We start from the raw sequence: 14950 nt of genomic DNA, 5'->3' as shown, positions 1-14950 counted from the left end.
CGCTCGCCGACCCCCGTCCGGCGCCGGGCATGCGAAGGCGCCGGAGACATCGGCGGTCTCCGGCGCCTCGACGACGGGCGGCAGGCCCGTCGCGTGCCGGTGTCAGTGCCCGTAGTTGACGGACGCGCCGCCCTTGCAGTGGGCGCTCGCGCCGCCGAGGACGGCGACGGCGTTGCCGCAGACGTCCACCGGCACCGAGATCGGAGCGATCACCTGGGTCCCGTTCAGGATCCCGAAGTTCCCGCTGGTGCTGTTGTGGCTGAACCAGTCCTCGTCATGACCCTTGCCGTGGTGGCCCTTGTCATGGTGACCCTTGCCATGGTGGCCGTGGTCGTCCCATCCGCCACCGAGGGCGGCGGCGTACGCGGGCGTCGCGGCGAGAGCGGAGCCGGCGACGGCGAAGCCGAGGATGCCGGTGGCGGCAAGCTTCTTGAACACGAGAGTCCTCCCGTACGTGGGCTTAGCAGTGCCCGAAGATGACAGTGCCGACGTCGCCCGCTAAGACGGCGTCGCGTACGGTAGTTACCCGGCTACGTTAAGGAAGATCGAATGCGCGCCCCAGGATGGCGCCAAATGACGATCATGGAGTGATCAAGGCATTACGCGGATGAGCCGGTTTGACCGCTTTTCACCAGACCCGTCTCGTAAGCGAACACGACCGCCTGCACCCGGTCGCGCAGCCCGAGCTTCATCAGGATCCGCCCCATATGGGTCTTCACCGTGGCCTCCGAGACGTAGAGCCGCCCGGCGATCTCCGCGTTCGACATCCCGCGCGCGACGAGCCGCAGCACCTCGTTCTCCCGGTCGGTCAGGCTCTCCAGCGCCCCGACCGCCTTCTGCTCGGCGTCCGGCAGGTGCACCGCGAACCGGTCCAGCAGCCGCTTGGTCGTGCTCGGCGCCACCACCGCGTCCCCCGAGTGCACCGCCTTGATCGCCTCGATGAGCTGCGCCGGGCCCGCGTCCTTCAGCAGGAACCCGCCCGCGCCCGCCTTGATCGCGGCGAACGCGTACTCGTCCAGGTCGAACGTGGTCAGGATGACGACCTTCGGCCCGGACCTCGCCACCACCTGCCGCGTCGCCTCGATCCCGTCCATCCGCGGCATCCGGACGTCCATCAGCACCACGTCCGCCCGCGTGCCCCGCAGGAGCTCCAGCGCCTGGATCCCGTCCCCGGCCTCTCCGGCGACCTCGATGTCGGGCTGCGCGTCCAGCACCATCCTGAACCCGGCCCGCACCAGCTCCTGATCGTCCACGAGCACCACCCGGATGGGCGCCTCCACGTCCGTCATGCCACCTCCCTGTCCGCGAGCCCCCACGCGCCCGGCGAGGGGTGCCGCACGTTCTGATCCCGCTCGCCGCGGCCGGTCACGCCGCGACCTCCTCGCGAACCGGCAGGCTCGCGGCCACTTCGAACCCGCCGCCGGGACGCGGGCCGGAGACGACCGTCCCGCCGTAGACGGCGACGCGTTCGCGCATCCCCGCCAGCCCGTGGCCGCGGCCGTCGTCGGGGGCCGCCGCACCTCGACCATCGTCGACCACCCGGATCTCCAGCGCGTCGCCCGAATAGCACAGCCGCACCGACACGCTCACCCGCGGGCCACCATGCTTGAGCGTGTTGGTCAGCGCCTCCTGGACGATCCGGTAAACCGTGAGCTGGCGTCCCTCCGACATGGCCGCGGCGGTCCCGTCCACCTCGAACTCCACCGCCAACCCGGCCGCGCGGACCTGTTCGACCAGCTCGTCCAGCTGCGCCACCCCCGGCTGCGGCGCGTACACCCCGGCGTCGTCGCTCTCGCGCAGCACGCCGAGGAGACGCCGCATCTCCGCCAGCGCCAGCCTCCCCGTCGAAGCGATCGTGTCGAGCGCCTGCCGGGCCCGCCCCACGTCGGTGTCGATGGCGTAGGACGCGCCGTCCGCCTGCACCACGATCACGCTGACGTTGTGGGCCACCACGTCGTGCAGCTCGCGGGCGATGCGGGCCCGCTCGGCCGCCATCGCCACCTTCACCTCGTTGTCGCGCTCGCGCTCCAGCCGCTCGGCCCGCTCCTCCACCGAACGCAGGTACGCCCGGCGCGTGCGCATGTGCAGGCCGAGCACGTACACACCCGCCACCAGCACCGTCATCATGACGAACGTGAACTTCCGGTCGTTGGCCCCGGACGGGTAGCGGTAGGTCACCATGACCGAGCCCACCTCGCCGACCAGCACCGCCGCGAGCCCCCAGCGGAACGTGCACCCGGCCGCGACCGTGTAGAGCCCCATCAGGACCGCCACGTTCGCCGGGACCGGGATCTCCCCCAGCACGCACTGGACGCAGGAGACCAGCGCGACGAAGGCGAAGACCGTCCGGGGGAACGTCCGGCGCAGCACCAGCGGCCCGGTCAGCGCGACGGTCAGCAGCACGTAGGGCCCCGGACCGATCCCGCTCGGCCCCGCCAGCAGCGACGGCACCGAGAAGAACAGGACCGGCAGCGCGAAGAAGGCGTCGACGAGGGGCTTCTTGCCCCGCAGCCACTCCCAAGCGCTCGCCACCATGCCGACAGCGTACGTAGCCGCTGGTCACTCCGGGATCAGCCGCAGGTCGGACCCGTGTCCGCCGCAGGGATGGCCCGTCCAGGCCCGCCACCCACGGTAACGTCGCAGTCGTGGAGTCGCTGGTTTCCGGATGGCTGACGTGGCGCACCGCGATGGAGCGGGCCCTCTACGGGGAGGACGGTTTCTACCGGCGTGAGCGCCCCGCCGAGCACTTCCGCACCTCGGTGCACGCCTCCCCGCGGTTCGCCGCCGCCATCGCCCGCCTGCTGGTCGAGGTCGACGCCCTGCTCGGCCACCCCGACCGGCTGGACGTGGTCGACATCGGCGCCGGGTCCGGCCGCCTGCTGGCCAACATCCTGGCCCGCGTGCCGCCCGACCTGGACGCCCGGCTCGTCCCGACGGCGGTCGAGCTCGCGCCGCGCCCCGCCGACGTCCCGTCCCGGATCACCTGGCGCCCCGACCTGCCCGCCACCATCACCGGCCTCGCCGTCGCGAACGAGTGGCTCGACAACGTGCCGCTGGACGTGGTGGAACGCACTCCCGAGGGCATCCGGACCGTGCTGGTCGACCCGGTCAGCGGCACCGAGCGGCCGGGGCCGCCGCCGTCCGACGAGGACCACGGCTGGCTGGAGCAGTGGTGGCCGCTGTCCGAACCGGGCGACCGCGCCGAGATCGGGCATCCACGCTGCGCCGCCTGGGCCGCCGTGATCGGCCGCCTGTCCGCCGGCCTCGCGCTCGCCGTCGACTACTCGCACTCCCGCGAGTCCCGCCCCGTGTACGGGACGCTGACCGGCTACCGCGACGGCGCGACCGTCCCCGCCGTCCCGGACGGGTCGTGCGACGTCACCGCCCACGTAGCGCTCGACGCCTGCCTCGTCGCCGGGCGCCGCGCCGGTGCGACGTCCAGCCTCCTGACGACCCAGCGCGACGCCCTGCGCGCCCTGGGCCTCTCGGGCACCCGCCCGCCCCTCGACCTGGCCCACCAAGACCCCCGCGCCTACGTTGCCGCCCTGTGCCACGCGGGCGAGGACGCCGAACTGACCGACCCCACAGGCCTGGGCGGCTTCGGCTGGCTGACCCAAACCGTCGCCCTCCCCCTCCCCACCTGCCTAACCCAAACGAACTAAAGCCCCAACAACCCCCCGAGCGGCCTCGCCTGCACGGATCGCACCAGCGCATCCGACACAGCCGACCACCGCCACTGCATCAGCCCCCGGGCCTGAACGGCACCCCCATAAAAAGCGCACCCCCAAAGCCAACCCACCCCACGACAACCAACCAACGACAACGCCGCCCCCAGCCACCGCGACCCCCGCAACGACGCACCACCTGAACACGACGAGCAACCCACAAGCAGTTCGACCAACCAACCAAGCACCAGACGGTCCTAATCGCTCGTCGCAGAGCCAGTACGGCCAGACCACCCAAAAGCGTCGATCAACCCACGACCACGCCGCCCAGCGCTCTCTGCCCGCCCGGTCGCCCGCGACCAACCCGCAGCGCGGAGATCACAAGACGGCGCGGATCAACGCCGTAATCGGGACTACTGGTCGAACAGGGCTCTATGCCCGCCCGGTCGCTTGCGGCGGGCCTGCAGGGGAGGGATCGCTTCAAGACGCGGATCAACGCCTCGGGGTGAGTGGTTGGTCAGCGTTCTACTTGGAGGGCGGTTAGGCCGCGTAGGACGTAGCCGGGCTTCCATTCTGGTTCGGTGGTGAGGCGCAGGGCGGGGGCCGCGCGCAGGAGTGCGCCGAACGACTCGGTGAGTTCGATGCGGGCCAGGGGCGCGCCCAGGCAGTAGTGGATGCCGAGACCGAAGGTGATGTGGGGGTTCGGGTCGCGGGACAGGTCGAGCCGGTTCGGGTCGGCGAACACCTCCGGGTCGCGGTTGGCGGACGCGAACTGGAGCGCCACCTCGGCGCCGCGGGGGATGTCGACGCCGGCGACCCTGATGTCCTCCAGCACCCAGCGTTCGAACATGGGCGCCGGAGTGTCGTAGCGCAGCAGTTCCTCGACGGCGGTGGGGACGAGCGACGGGTCGGAGCGGAGCCGCTCCAGCTGGCCGGGGTGGCGGAACAGCGTCCACCAGCCGTTGCCCGTCGCGTTCACCGTGGCCTCGTGGCCCGCGTTGAGGAGCAGGACGCAGGTGCCGATCAGCTCGTCCTCGGTGAGCCGGTCGCCCTCGTCCACGACATGGGCCAGGGCGGTGATGAGGTCGTCACCCGGCTCGGCTCGCCGGGCGCGGGCCAGATCCCGCAGGTAGTCGGAGAACTCCACGGCCGCCCGGACGGCGGCCCGCTGGATCTCCTCGGGCGGGTTCAGCTCGTACATGCCGCAGATATCGGCCGACCAGGGGCGCAGCAGGTGCCGGTCCTCGACGGGGACGCCCAGCATCTCGGCGATCACGTTCACCGGAAGCGGCTCGGCGATCTCGGCGAGCAGGTCGCCGCCGCCCCTGTCGGCGAGCCCCGACGCGAGCTCCTCGGCGAGGCGCCGGATCGTCGGGCGCAGGCCCTCCACCATGCGCGCCGTGAACGCCTTGGACACCAGACGTCGCAGCCGCGTGTGGGTGGGCGGTTCCACGTCGAGCATCCCGGCACGGATCAGGTCCCAGAACGGTCTGAGGAAGTCGGGCTCCGGTTCCTGCCCGAATTCCTCGTGGCTCGCGAGGTGGAGGTAGGACCGCCCGAGGCGCCGGTCGCGCAGCAGCGCGTCGACGTCCTCGTAGCGGCTGATCACCCACTGGCCGGTGGGCTCGTGGAAGAACACCGGACGCTCGGCGCGGAGCCGCTCGAACACGGGATACGGGTCCGCCACGAACGCGGTGGACCAGGGGTCGTAGGCCAGGTCGCTCATGCCCCGACGATATGCGCCCCTCGCAGCAGGCCGGGAGCGGAGCCGAGCCGTCGAACCCGGCCGGCGGACCTCCACGGCGCGCGTCTGGGCTCAACCCCTCACAGGTGCTCGCAGATCTCCGGCTAACCTGCGCGGTGACGCGGGCCCTGGCCCGGCAGGATCGTCTCGCCCCACATGACATCCCCATCGGCGATGCCTCCTTCCACCTGATCGCGTTCGTCCCCTGGCGGGGTCGGCCCGCCCTCCCCCCTCGGGCGGGCCGACGTGTTCCATCGTCGAGGGACGCCGAGGGGCGCGGAAGGAGAACGCGAACCTGTGGATAAGTCGTCAGCGGGCCCAGTGGGTGGGGTCGCCGCCGCCCGCGCGGCGGGCGGCGAGGGCTCGGCGGGCGGTGGACTCGACGATCGCGCGGGCCTCCCCCAGTTCGCGATCCGCCGCGGCCACCTGCACCGGCCCCGGAGGCGCGTCCACGTGGACGGTGGCCAGGCCCAGCAACCGCTGGAAGGGGTTCGCGGTCAGCCTGACGCTCTGCGCGCGCGCGTGGGCGATGACATCCGTGCGGCGGCAGGGCCATCCGTGCCGGGTCACGAAGACCACGTCGTCGGTGCCGGCGCCCTCCGCGTGCTCGATCGACACGGTCTTGGAGGACGCCGGGACGAGAGTGACGGCGTCCACCTGCGTCCCCGGGAAGACCTGCGAGACGAGGTGCATGGCGACGTGGCGGGGCGCGACGGGGAGCAGGGTCGACGAGAGCGCCTGGCGCTCGCCCGCGTATCCGGCGACGGTGACGTCGACGCGGGCCCAGCCCAGGCTGCGCCAGATCACCGGTTCGACGATGCTGACGGCCTGGACGCGGCCCGGCGGCAGCGTCTGCATCCGGGTCTCCAGGAGGCCGTAGCGCAGGCGGATCCCGTCCGGTGACATCGCGACCGTGAAGTTGGCGTACATGACCAGCGGCGCGATCACGGCCCGGATGAGGCCCAGAAGGACCGGGATGGTGACGGCCAGGATGCCGCCTTCCGCGTACATCACGAGGAAGATGAGGGACGCGAGGAAGAGCAGCGCTGTCCCCAGGACGGGGAGCCGCACGACGAGCGACCCGAGCAGAGAGCCGAACGGGACGCGCCACAGGTGCCGTTCGGGAGCTTCCGGGGTCTGGCCCGGGAGCCCGGCAGCGCGGGCGAGGAGTTCAGCGCGCAACTGTTGCGCCGACTGCCGTCCCAGGTAACGGAGGGAGATCTCGCTCTGCTCGCCCCCCGCCAGTTCCACGCGAACTTCGGAAAGCGCGAACACCCGCGTCACCAGCGGACGCACGACGTCGATCGCCTGGATTCGCGAGAGCGGGATGCGGCGCGCGTTCTTACGCAGGATGCCGGTTTCGACGACGAGATCGTCGTTGTCGACTCGGAAACGCACTGCGAGCCAAGTCCACAGGCCCGTTCCTACCGCGACCAGCCCCATGGGGATGGTCACGAGGATGAACCGCAGGATCACCTCCGGCGTGAGCGCCAAGGTGATGCCGCTGTCCGTCTGCGTCAGGAGCAGGGGGAAGCCGAGTAGGACGAAGTAGATGATGAGGAAGACGAACGCGCGGAGCGGAGCCGTCGCCCAGTGGAGCCTGTGCGTGCCCTCGGAAAACCGGACGGGCGGACGTTGCGGCTGCGGTGGCCCATACGCATACGGCGGCCGAGGCGGGCCGTACCCAGGATGCGACGGCGGGTAGGGCGGCCCTGCGGGGCGACCGTAAGGGCCCGGCTGTCCGGGCGGACCTGGCGGCCCGGGCGGTCCGGGTCGTCCCTGTGGGCCATACGGGCCGTAGGGACCGCTCATAGGCCCATGCTCCGTTCCTCGCCCTTCTGCGCGAGACGGTCACGCAGGAGCGCGGCCTCCGCAGTGGGCAGTCCCGGAATCGTCGCGTCCGTCGCCGCCGCGGCGGTGTGCATCCGGACGGTGGCGACACCCATCCATCGCTCAAGGAGCCCCGCAGTGACGTCCACGAACTGCATCCGCCCGTACGGAACCACGATGAGCCGCCGGACGAGGACGCCATGGGTCACGATGAGGTCGTCGCCACGCTCGACATAGCCGTAGGCTCTGCGGTCCAGTTCCGCGACCACCCAGGTGAGGATGACCCCGAGCACAACAGCGGCGACCCACATGGAGGCCGCGACCACGGTGCCGTTCCTCCAGACGATGAAAGCGCCCACTCCACCCACGGGAATCGCCCACAGGACAGCGGTGAGAAGCCTGTGCAGGGCATGGCGCTTGGAAATGGGCGACCAGCGAAGGCCGGCCCCAGGCGCGAAGGCCTGATCCGCCTGGTAGACGGGCGGCCCCTGCCGCGGCGGGTAGGGTGCCCCTACCTGTCCTTGACCAGGGTGCTGACCGCCGTGGCCCGGTCCGGACGGCGCGGGCGGACGCGCCGCGCCCTGCGGTCCAGGATGCGCGGCGGGATCGAACGGCGGTTCGCCGTGGCTCGCGTTCATTGCCCCCTAGTCAATCGGATAACGACTACCGCTCGCCATGGGACCATGAAGCAGTGATCGGAGTGGCGGAGGCGCGACCATGACCACCGAACGGATCGTCGGGATCGGTGCGGGCGCCAAGGAGCTCGCCACCGAGGACATGACCCTGAACATCGGCCCCCAGCACCCCTCCACGCACGGTGTGCTCCGGCTGAAGCTCACCTTGGACGGCGAACGCATCTCGGCGGCCGAGCCCATCGTCGGCTACATGCACCGGGGAGCGGAGAAGCTGTTCGAGGTCCGCGACTTCCGGCAGATCATCGTCCTGGCGAACCGGCACGACTGGCTGTCGGCGTTCTCCAGCGAACTCGGCGTCGTCCTCGCTGTCGAACGCATGCTCGGCATGGAGGTCCCCGTCCGCGCTGTGTGGGCGAGGACGCTTCTGGCAGAGCTGAACCGAGTTCTCAACCACCTGATGTTCCTTGGCTCCTACCCGCTGGAAGTGGGTGCCATCACCCCCATCTTCTACGCGTTCCGAGAGCGCGAGGTCCTGCAGCGGGTCATGGAGGAGATCTCCGGTGGACGCATGCACTACATGTTCAACCGTGTCGGCGGGCTGAAAGAGGAGCTCCCCGCCGGTTGGACGGCGCGCGCGCGGGCGGCGGTCTCCGAGGTCCGTGCCCGCATGAGCGACATCGACGACCTCATCATGGGCAACGAAATCTTCCGCGCCCGTACCAGGGGGGTCGGTGTCCTCACGCAGGAGCAGATCCAGCAGTACGGGGTGTCCGGTCCCATCGCGCGCGCATCGGGTTTGGATTTCGACCTGCGCAGGGACGAGCCCTACCTGGCCTACGGCGAGCTGGACGTGCGCGTCGTCACTCGTTCTGAGGGCGACTGCCTGGCCCGGTTCGAGTGCCTGCTCGACCAGGTGCACGCGTCCCTCGACCTGGCGGACGCCTGCCTCGACCACCTTGCCGACCTTCCGCCAGGCCCCATCAACCAGCGGCTGCCGAAGGTCCTGAAGGTCCCCGAGGGGCACACCTACGCCTGGACGGAGAACCCGCTGGGCCTCAACGGCTACTACCTGGTGTCGCGCGGCGAGAAGACCCCATGGCGGATGAAGCTGCGGTCCGCGTCGTACAACAACGTCCAGGTGCTCGCGGAGCTGCTGCCCGGCAACCTGGTCGCCGACATGATCGCCATTCTCGGCTCGATGTTCTTCGTCGTCGGCGACATCGACAAGTAGCCCGGCACCGCACGTCGCCCGACATCGGCCCCCGGCCGGGGCGGGCCCTCAGGCTCTGGACGCGCCAGGGTGGTCGCGGTGCTCGTCGTCCGGTCCCTTGGGCACCCGGCACGCGTACTCCAGGAAGAACGCCGCCGCCACCAGCACGACGGCAGCGAGGAACGTGCCGCCGCTCACGAAGAAGTCGTGCCGGGGGGTCGACTTCTCGAGCGAGGGGGCGAGGCTGACGGCGAACCCGCCGAAGACGCCCGCGATGACCGCCGCGGAATGCGCGCTGGCCTTCCCCAGAGCCGCCAGGCGCGCCACCGCCAAGGGATCCAGCGGTTTCTGCCCCGGCTTGCGGGAGGCGTCCGGCGCGCGTCCCTTGGAGGGCTTGCGGCGGATGCGGCGCAGCACGTTCAGCCCGGTGAACGCCTCACCGAGGGCGAGCAGCAGCAGCGTCGGCACCGCCGTCCACGGCAGCGGCGGCAGCGACAGGTAGGCAGAACGCAGCACCGCCCAGGTGATCACCCCTATGACGACCACGAGGGCGACGAGGAACAGGGGGCGGGACGGCTTCATGCAGGCTGCTGCAGAGCCAGGTCGTTACGCCGGCGGCAGGCCGACGCGCCGCCCTCCGCCTGTCTTGCCTCGGCCAGGTCTCCCACACGACCGTGCCCGGGCAGCAGGACGTCCGGCTCGATGTCGGACCACGGGACGAGGACGAACGCGCGCTCGTGCGCGCGGGGGTGCGGGAGCGTCAGATCGGGGTCGTCGGACGTGATGTCCCCGAAAGTCACGATGTCGATGTCGAGGGTGCGGGGGCCCCAGCGGACCACGCGCTCGCGGCGCATCGAAGTCTCGATGTTCAGGACCCGCTCCAGCAGGTTCTCCGGTGGCAGGCGCGTGTCGGCGATGAGCACGATGTTCAGGAAGTCGCCTTGCTCGGGGATGCTCTCCCCGGGCGGCGCGAAGGGGGCGGTCTCGTAGACGGGGGAGAACGCCACGAAGCTCAGCCCCGGTGCGTCGAACAGGGCGTCGACCGCCTCCTGGATGTTGTCCAGGCGGTCCCCGAGGTTGCTGCCGATCGAGAACACGACACGGTGCTGGACCAGCATGTGCCCCCCGGTGGCGGTGCGGTCGGGCATGCGGTCGGACGCTGTCATGGGCGACTCCTCGTGATTTTCACGGCGACGTCCGCGAAAGGGTGCGGGATCGGGGCGCTCGGCTTGTGGACGGTGATCTCGACCTCGGAGACCGTCCGATCTTCCAGACATATCTTCGCCAACCGGTCGGCCAGCGTTTCGAGGAGGTTCAGGGGCTCCCCCTCCACCGCGGCGACCAGCCGGCCGGCGAGCGTTCCGTAGTCGACGGTACGCGAAAGGTCATCGCCTTCCGCGGCGGGGCGCGTGTCGAGGCCGAGGACGGCGTCCACGACGAACTCCTGGCCCAGGTCACGCTCGGCGGGCAGGCATCCGTGGCGTCCCCGTGCCCGAAGCCCGCGCAACTCGATGCGATCGAGAGTCATTCTTCCTCTGCATCCACGACGTTGAGGACGGGAGAACCGTGGTGGAGCAGAAGCCGCCACTCCCCGCCGGTCCGTACGAACACGTTCGTCGCCACGATGCTTCCTCCGGCGAGGAACCCTGCTTCGGTGTCCTCATCGGCGGTCAGGATGTTCTCCTTGCACGTCACCACAGCGTGGTCGCCGTACACGTCCGTTTCCACGTCGGTGAGCACGAACTGGATGTAGGACGTGTTGGCCATGATGAGCGCCCACGAGCGCAGGACGGCCTCACGTCCCCGCAGCATCGTCCAGCCAGGATGGACGCAGGAAACGCCCTCGGCGTACGGGCCGTCCGCCCAGACCGCCGACATGCGGTCGAAGTCACCGGCCTCGAACGCGGCATAGAACTCGGCATGGACCTCGTCCACGTCGGCGCGGTTCACGGCACGGCTCATAGGCGGAGACTCCCGTCGTCGTCGGTTTCCTGGGTAACGCTGTCCTGGTCGACCGGACGGGCCGCGCGCATCGCGGCCGCCACCCGTACCGCGTCCGCGTTGGGCCGGACTCTGTGCACCCTTACGCACCATGCCCCGGCGGCCGCCACGAGAGACGTGATGGCCACGGTCGCGTCATCGCATTCGCCGAACGGACGCCGCGTCCCGTCCGGTTCCGCGAGGAGCCTCGTCAGAAACCCTTTGCGGGACGCCCCCACCAGGACGGGGTAACCGAGACCTGTGAACGCGTCCAGATGGGCGAGCAGCGACCAGTTGTGCCCCGTCTCCGGGTTCTTGGCGAAGCCCAGCCCAGGGTCGAGCACGATCATCGACGGGTCGACGCCCTCCCCCAGGACGGCGTCGACTCGGCGCAGCAGTTCGTCACGGACCTCACGCACCACGTCCGTGTAGACGGCGCGGTTGTACATGTCGTGGCTGTGGCCGCGCCAATGCATCACCACATAGGGCACGCCCGCGGCAGCCACCACGCGCGGCATGTCTGGGTCGGCCAGACCGCCGCTCACATCGTTCACGAGCCGCGCGCCCGCGCCTACCGCGGCCTCGGCTACCTCGGCGCGCATGGTGTCGACGCTCACGGGAACGTTCTCGGCCACGAGCGCCTCTATGACGGGAACCACGCGGCGCAGTTCCTCTTCCTGGGACACACGCTGCGCGCCAGGGCGGGTCGACTCGCCGCCCACATCCACGATGTCGGCGCCCTCGCCCATGAGATCGAGCCCGTGGCGGACCGCCTTCTCCGGGTCGAACCAGGCGCCACCGTCGGAGAAGGAATCGGGGGTCACGTTGACCACGCCCATGACGAGGCACCGCCCTGGCTCGGGCAGCCCCGGAACGGCGGCACTGGTCATGTCACCCAACCCTATGCCTTGGAGTCCACCCGCCGGAGCGGAGCTCCAACCGCCCCGTCCGTCCGGCATACCCTCTCCGGGAACAGCAGAACGGGCCTCAGCTTGACGCTGAGGCCCGTTCAGACGCTCGGTCGGGCCCCGGGGACCCGACGGCCTGTCAGCGGCCGAGAATCAGGCTCATCGCCTCGGACCGCGTCTCGGCATGATCACGGAAGTCGCCGCGCACCGCCGACGTCACCGTCTTCGCGCCCGGCTTCCGCACGCCGCGCATCGTCATGCACAGGTGCTCCGCCTCGATGACCACGATGGCGCCGCGGGGCTCCAGCACCGTCATCATCGCGTCGGCCACCTGGCTCGTGAGGCGCTCCTGCACCTGCGGCCGGCGGGCGTACACGTCCACGAGCCGGGCCAGCTTCGACAGACCGGTGATCTGGCCCTTCTTGTTGGGCGTGTAACCCACGTGCGCGACCCCGTGGAAGGGCACCAGGTGGTGCTCGCAGACGGAGTACACCTCGATGTCCTTCACCAGGACCATTTCCTCATGGTCGGCGTCGAACACCGTGGTCAGCGCGTCCTCGGGCTTCTGGCGCAGACCCGCGAACTGCTCGGCGTACGCGCGCGCCACCCTGGCGGGGGTGTCGCGCAACCCGTCACGGTCAGGGTCTTCCCCGATGCCGATCAGGATCTCGCGAACGGCCTTCTCGATGCGCGCGTGGTCGAAACGCCCGCCGTGCAGTGTCTCGCCCGGCGGGTCGTTGTCGATCGGCGCCTCGTCGTACGGGATCGCCAAGGCCGTCAGCTCTCGCCCGGGGACGGGTCGACCGCCTCGGAGGTGACGCCGCTCTGGCCGTTGTTCTTGGTCAGGTCGGTGACGTCCTGAGGGCCGAGCAGAGCCAGTTCCTTCGGCGTGAGCACCGGCGGGCGGTCGGAGGGGAGGCGCTTGCCGTAGCCGGTGTAGGAGTTCTGGTGCGGCCGCTTCTGGATCGGCGCGAAGATCTCCAGCACCTGGTTCTTGGAGAGCGTCTCCTTCTCCATCAGGTTGACGACGAGCTCGTCCAGGACGTCCCGGTACTCGACGAGGATCTCCCACGCGGTGTCGTGCGCGCCCTCGATGTAGCGCCGGACCTCGTCGTCGATCGCCGAGGCGATGTCCTCGGAGTAGTCGCGCTCATGGCCCATGTCGCGGCCGAGGAAGACCTCGCCCTGCCCGGTGCCGAACTTGCGGGCGCCGAGGCGCTCGCTCATGCCGTACTCGGTCACCATGTTGCGGGCGATGGAGCTGGCCTTCTCGATGTCGTTGGCCGCGCCGGTCGTCGGCTCGTGGAAGACCAGTTCCTCGGCGGTGCGCCCGCCCAGCAGCATGGCGAGCTGGTCGGTCATCTCCGACCGGGTCGTGAGGAACTTGTCCTCCATCGGGAGGGTCATGGTGTAGCCCAGAGCCCGCCCGCGCGGAAGGATCGTCACCTTGTGCACCGGGTCGGAGTTCGGCAGCGCGTGCGCCACCAGAGCGTGCCCGCCCTCGTGGTAGGCGATGATCTTCTTTTCCTTCTCCGACATCACCCGGGTCTTGCGCTCCGGCCCGGCCATGACGCGGTCGATGGACTCCTCCAGGGTGTCCATGTCGATCAGCTTGCGGTCGAAGCGCGCGGTGAGCAGCGCCGCCTCGTTGATCACGTTGGCCAGGTCGGCGCCGGTGAAGCCCGGGGTCCGGCGCGCGATCACGTCGAGGTCGACGTCCTGCGCGAACGGCTTGCCGCGCCCGTGCACCCGCAGGATGCCCTTGCGGCCCTCCAGGTCGGGGCGGTCCACGGTGACCTGGCGGTCGAAGCGGCCGGGGCGCAGCAGCGCCGGGTCGAGGATGTCGGGACGGTTCGTCGCGGCGATCAGGATCACGCCGCCCTTGACGTCGAAGCCGTCCATCTCGACCAGCAGCTGGTTGAGGGTCTGCTCGCGCTCGTCGTGGCCTCCGCCGAGGCCCGCGCCGCGGTGCCGGCCGACGGCGTCGATCTCGTCGATGAAGATGATCGAGGGGGCGTTGGTCTTGGCCTGCTCGAACAGGTCGCGGACCCGGGACGCGCCCACGCCGACGAACATCTCGACGAAGTCGGAGCCGGAGATCGAGTAGAACGGCACGCCGGCCTCGCCGGCCACGGCGCGCGCCAGCAGCGTCTTGCCGGTGCCGGGCGGGCCGTACAGCAGCACGCCCTTGGGGATCTTGGCGCCGATGGACTGGAACTTCGCAGGGTTCTGCAGGAAGTCCTTGATCTCTTCGAGCTCCTCCAGGGCCTCGTCGGCCCCGGCCACGTCGGCGAAGGTGGTCTTCGGGGTGTCCTTGGTGATGAGCTTGGCCTTGGACTTGCCGAAGTTCATCACCCGCGAGCCGCCGCCCTGCATCTGGTTCATGATGAACAGGAAGATCAGCACGATGACCACGATGGGCAGCAGGCTGAACAGCAGGTTCAGGAAGAAGCTCTGCTTCGGGACATCAACGTTGTAGCCGCCGGACAGCTTGCCGGCGTTGGCCTGGTTCTGCAGTTGCTGCTGGAGTTGCAGGCCCTGGCCCTCGACCCAGGAGGCCTGCTGCTGCTTGCCGTTGGTGAGCGTCAGCTCGATCCGCTGGTCCTTGTCAATGATCTTCGCGGACTTCACCTGGCCCGCGTTGATCTCCTGGACGACCTTGGAGGTGTCAACCTTCTCGAACGAACGGCCGGGGTTGACGCCCCACATGACGAGGGCGACCAAGAGGCCGAACAGCAGGATCCACAGCAGCGGCCCGCGAAAATAGCGCTTCACGTCCATTTATCCGGTTACCCCGTAGGGGCCCGTCCCTCCTGACCAGTCTGTGTGCGATCCTCGCCCGTCCCGAGGGACGGACGCCACTGCGACCAACAATGCGACCAACGGGTAGGCCCGTCGCCCGGGGCTCCGGTCCCACCGTGGCGGCTTCCCTCATATCGCGTCCCGAACCCGAGGTCCGGGACACCGACGGTACACCG

15 protein-coding genes are annotated in these 14950 nt (G+C 70.0%); 2 read left to right on the top strand and 13 right to left on the bottom strand.

The window, feature by feature from the left end:
* Nucleotides 1-102 precede the first annotated feature (102 nt).
* From BJY14_RS46700 to BJY14_RS24365, 3 genes are all read right to left on the bottom strand, one after another.
* Nucleotides 103-438, bottom strand: coding sequence for a chaplin family protein (locus tag BJY14_RS46700; protein ID WP_179845752.1), 336 nt, complete (start codon nucleotides 436-438; stop codon nucleotides 103-105).
* A 161-nt stretch (nucleotides 439-599) separates the two neighbouring features.
* Nucleotides 600-1289: a response regulator gene (locus BJY14_RS24370; protein WP_179845751.1), complete on the bottom strand. Its 690-nt coding sequence runs from the start codon at nucleotides 1287-1289 to the stop codon at nucleotides 600-602.
* A gap of 76 nt (nucleotides 1290-1365) precedes the next feature.
* Nucleotides 1366-2535 (bottom strand): sensor histidine kinase, encoded by a 1170-nt coding sequence (locus tag BJY14_RS24365; protein WP_179845750.1) that lies wholly within the window; start codon nucleotides 2533-2535, stop codon nucleotides 1366-1368.
* Nucleotides 2536-2645: 110 nt separating this feature from the next.
* Here BJY14_RS24365 and BJY14_RS24360 point away from each other — a divergent pair, with 110 nt between their 5' ends.
* The gene (locus BJY14_RS24360) at nucleotides 2646-3662 is read left to right on the top strand and encodes an SAM-dependent methyltransferase (protein ID WP_308206569.1); all 1017 of its coding nucleotides are present in this window, start codon (nucleotides 2646-2648) and stop codon (nucleotides 3660-3662) included.
* Nucleotides 3663-4182: 520 nt separating this feature from the next.
* On the opposite strand, the gene BJY14_RS24355 is transcribed toward BJY14_RS24360, so the two are convergent.
* From BJY14_RS24355 to BJY14_RS45535, 3 genes are all read right to left on the bottom strand, one after another.
* Entirely contained in the window at nucleotides 4183-5391 is a 1209-nt protein-coding gene (locus BJY14_RS24355) for a cytochrome P450 (protein WP_179845749.1), read from the bottom strand.
* 327 nt (nucleotides 5392-5718) lie between these two features.
* Nucleotides 5719-6903 carry a PH domain-containing protein gene (locus tag BJY14_RS24350; protein ID WP_246396072.1) on the bottom strand — a complete coding sequence of 395 codons (1185 nt, stop codon included), beginning with the start codon at nucleotides 6901-6903 and terminating at the stop codon, nucleotides 5719-5721.
* Between the two features lie 314 nt (nucleotides 6904-7217).
* The gene (locus BJY14_RS45535; protein WP_312879382.1) at nucleotides 7218-7598 is read right to left on the bottom strand and encodes a PH domain-containing protein; all 381 of its coding nucleotides are present in this window, start codon (nucleotides 7596-7598) and stop codon (nucleotides 7218-7220) included.
* A 358-nt stretch (nucleotides 7599-7956) separates the two neighbouring features.
* Between BJY14_RS45535 and BJY14_RS24340 the strand changes: the two genes are divergently transcribed.
* Nucleotides 7957-9105 carry an NADH-quinone oxidoreductase subunit D gene (locus BJY14_RS24340; RefSeq protein ID WP_179845746.1) on the top strand — a complete coding sequence of 383 codons (1149 nt, stop codon included), beginning with the start codon at nucleotides 7957-7959 and terminating at the stop codon, nucleotides 9103-9105.
* Between the two features lie 48 nt (nucleotides 9106-9153).
* Here BJY14_RS24340 and BJY14_RS24335 read toward each other — a convergent pair whose 3' ends face one another.
* From BJY14_RS24335 to ftsH, 7 genes are all read right to left on the bottom strand, one after another.
* The gene (locus BJY14_RS24335) at nucleotides 9154-9666 is read right to left on the bottom strand and encodes a DUF3180 domain-containing protein (protein WP_179845745.1); all 513 of its coding nucleotides are present in this window, start codon (nucleotides 9664-9666) and stop codon (nucleotides 9154-9156) included.
* Nucleotides 9663-10250 carry a 2-amino-4-hydroxy-6-hydroxymethyldihydropteridine diphosphokinase gene (folK, locus tag BJY14_RS24330; protein ID WP_179845744.1) on the bottom strand — a complete coding sequence of 196 codons (588 nt, stop codon included), beginning with the start codon at nucleotides 10248-10250 and terminating at the stop codon, nucleotides 9663-9665. The genes BJY14_RS24335 and folK overlap by 4 nt, the downstream gene beginning before the upstream one ends.
* Nucleotides 10247-10612 (bottom strand): dihydroneopterin aldolase, encoded by a 366-nt coding sequence (folB, locus tag BJY14_RS24325; RefSeq protein WP_179845743.1) that lies wholly within the window; start codon nucleotides 10610-10612, stop codon nucleotides 10247-10249. The genes folK and folB overlap by 4 nt, the downstream gene beginning before the upstream one ends.
* Complete coding sequence (locus BJY14_RS24320; protein ID WP_179845742.1) at nucleotides 10609-11046, bottom strand: nuclear transport factor 2 family protein; 438 nt, start codon at nucleotides 11044-11046, stop codon at nucleotides 10609-10611. Before BJY14_RS24320 ends, folB begins: the two co-directional genes overlap by 4 nt.
* On the bottom strand, nucleotides 11043-11954 hold the full coding sequence (folP, locus tag BJY14_RS24315; protein WP_246396070.1) for a dihydropteroate synthase: 912 nt from the start codon (nucleotides 11952-11954) through the stop codon (nucleotides 11043-11045). The genes BJY14_RS24320 and folP overlap by 4 nt, the downstream gene beginning before the upstream one ends.
* 157 nt (nucleotides 11955-12111) lie before the next feature.
* A complete protein-coding gene (folE, locus tag BJY14_RS24310) occupies nucleotides 12112-12717 on the bottom strand; it encodes a GTP cyclohydrolase I FolE (protein ID WP_179849592.1) in 606 nt (201 codons plus the stop codon).
* A gap of 32 nt (nucleotides 12718-12749) precedes the next feature.
* Entirely contained in the window at nucleotides 12750-14753 is a 2004-nt protein-coding gene (gene ftsH, locus BJY14_RS24305) for an ATP-dependent zinc metalloprotease FtsH (RefSeq protein WP_179845741.1), read from the bottom strand.
* Nucleotides 14754-14950 lie beyond the last annotated feature (197 nt).

Source organism: Actinomadura luteofluorescens (assembly GCF_013409365.1).
GTDB classification, from domain to species: domain Bacteria; phylum Actinomycetota; class Actinomycetes; order Streptosporangiales; family Streptosporangiaceae; genus Spirillospora; species Spirillospora luteofluorescens.
This window is presented reverse-complemented; position numbering and strand designations above follow the sequence as displayed.

Coding starts and splice junctions, on each gene's coding strand:
- BJY14_RS24370 (WP_179845751.1), bottom strand. CDS start 1,289: ATGACGGACGTGGAGGCGCCCATCCGGGTGGTGCTCGTGGACGATCAG.
- BJY14_RS24320 (WP_179845742.1), bottom strand. CDS start 11,046: ATGAGCCGTGCCGTGAACCGCGCCGACGTGGACGAGGTCCATGCCGAG.
- BJY14_RS24340 (WP_179845746.1), top strand. CDS start 7,957: ATGACCACCGAACGGATCGTCGGGATCGGTGCGGGCGCCAAGGAGCTC.
- ftsH (WP_179845741.1), bottom strand. CDS start 14,753: ATGGACGTGAAGCGCTATTTTCGCGGGCCGCTGCTGTGGATCCTGCTG.
- BJY14_RS24355 (WP_179845749.1), bottom strand. CDS start 5,391: ATGAGCGACCTGGCCTACGACCCCTGGTCCACCGCGTTCGTGGCGGAC.
- BJY14_RS24365 (WP_179845750.1), bottom strand. CDS start 2,535: ATGGTGGCGAGCGCTTGGGAGTGGCTGCGGGGCAAGAAGCCCCTCGTC.
- BJY14_RS24335 (WP_179845745.1), bottom strand. CDS start 9,666: ATGAAGCCGTCCCGCCCCCTGTTCCTCGTCGCCCTCGTGGTCGTCATA.
- folB (WP_179845743.1), bottom strand. CDS start 10,612: ATGACTCTCGATCGCATCGAGTTGCGCGGGCTTCGGGCACGGGGACGC.
- folP (WP_246396070.1), bottom strand. CDS start 11,954: ATGACCAGTGCCGCCGTTCCGGGGCTGCCCGAGCCAGGGCGGTGCCTC.
- folK (WP_179845744.1), bottom strand. CDS start 10,250: ATGACAGCGTCCGACCGCATGCCCGACCGCACCGCCACCGGGGGGCAC.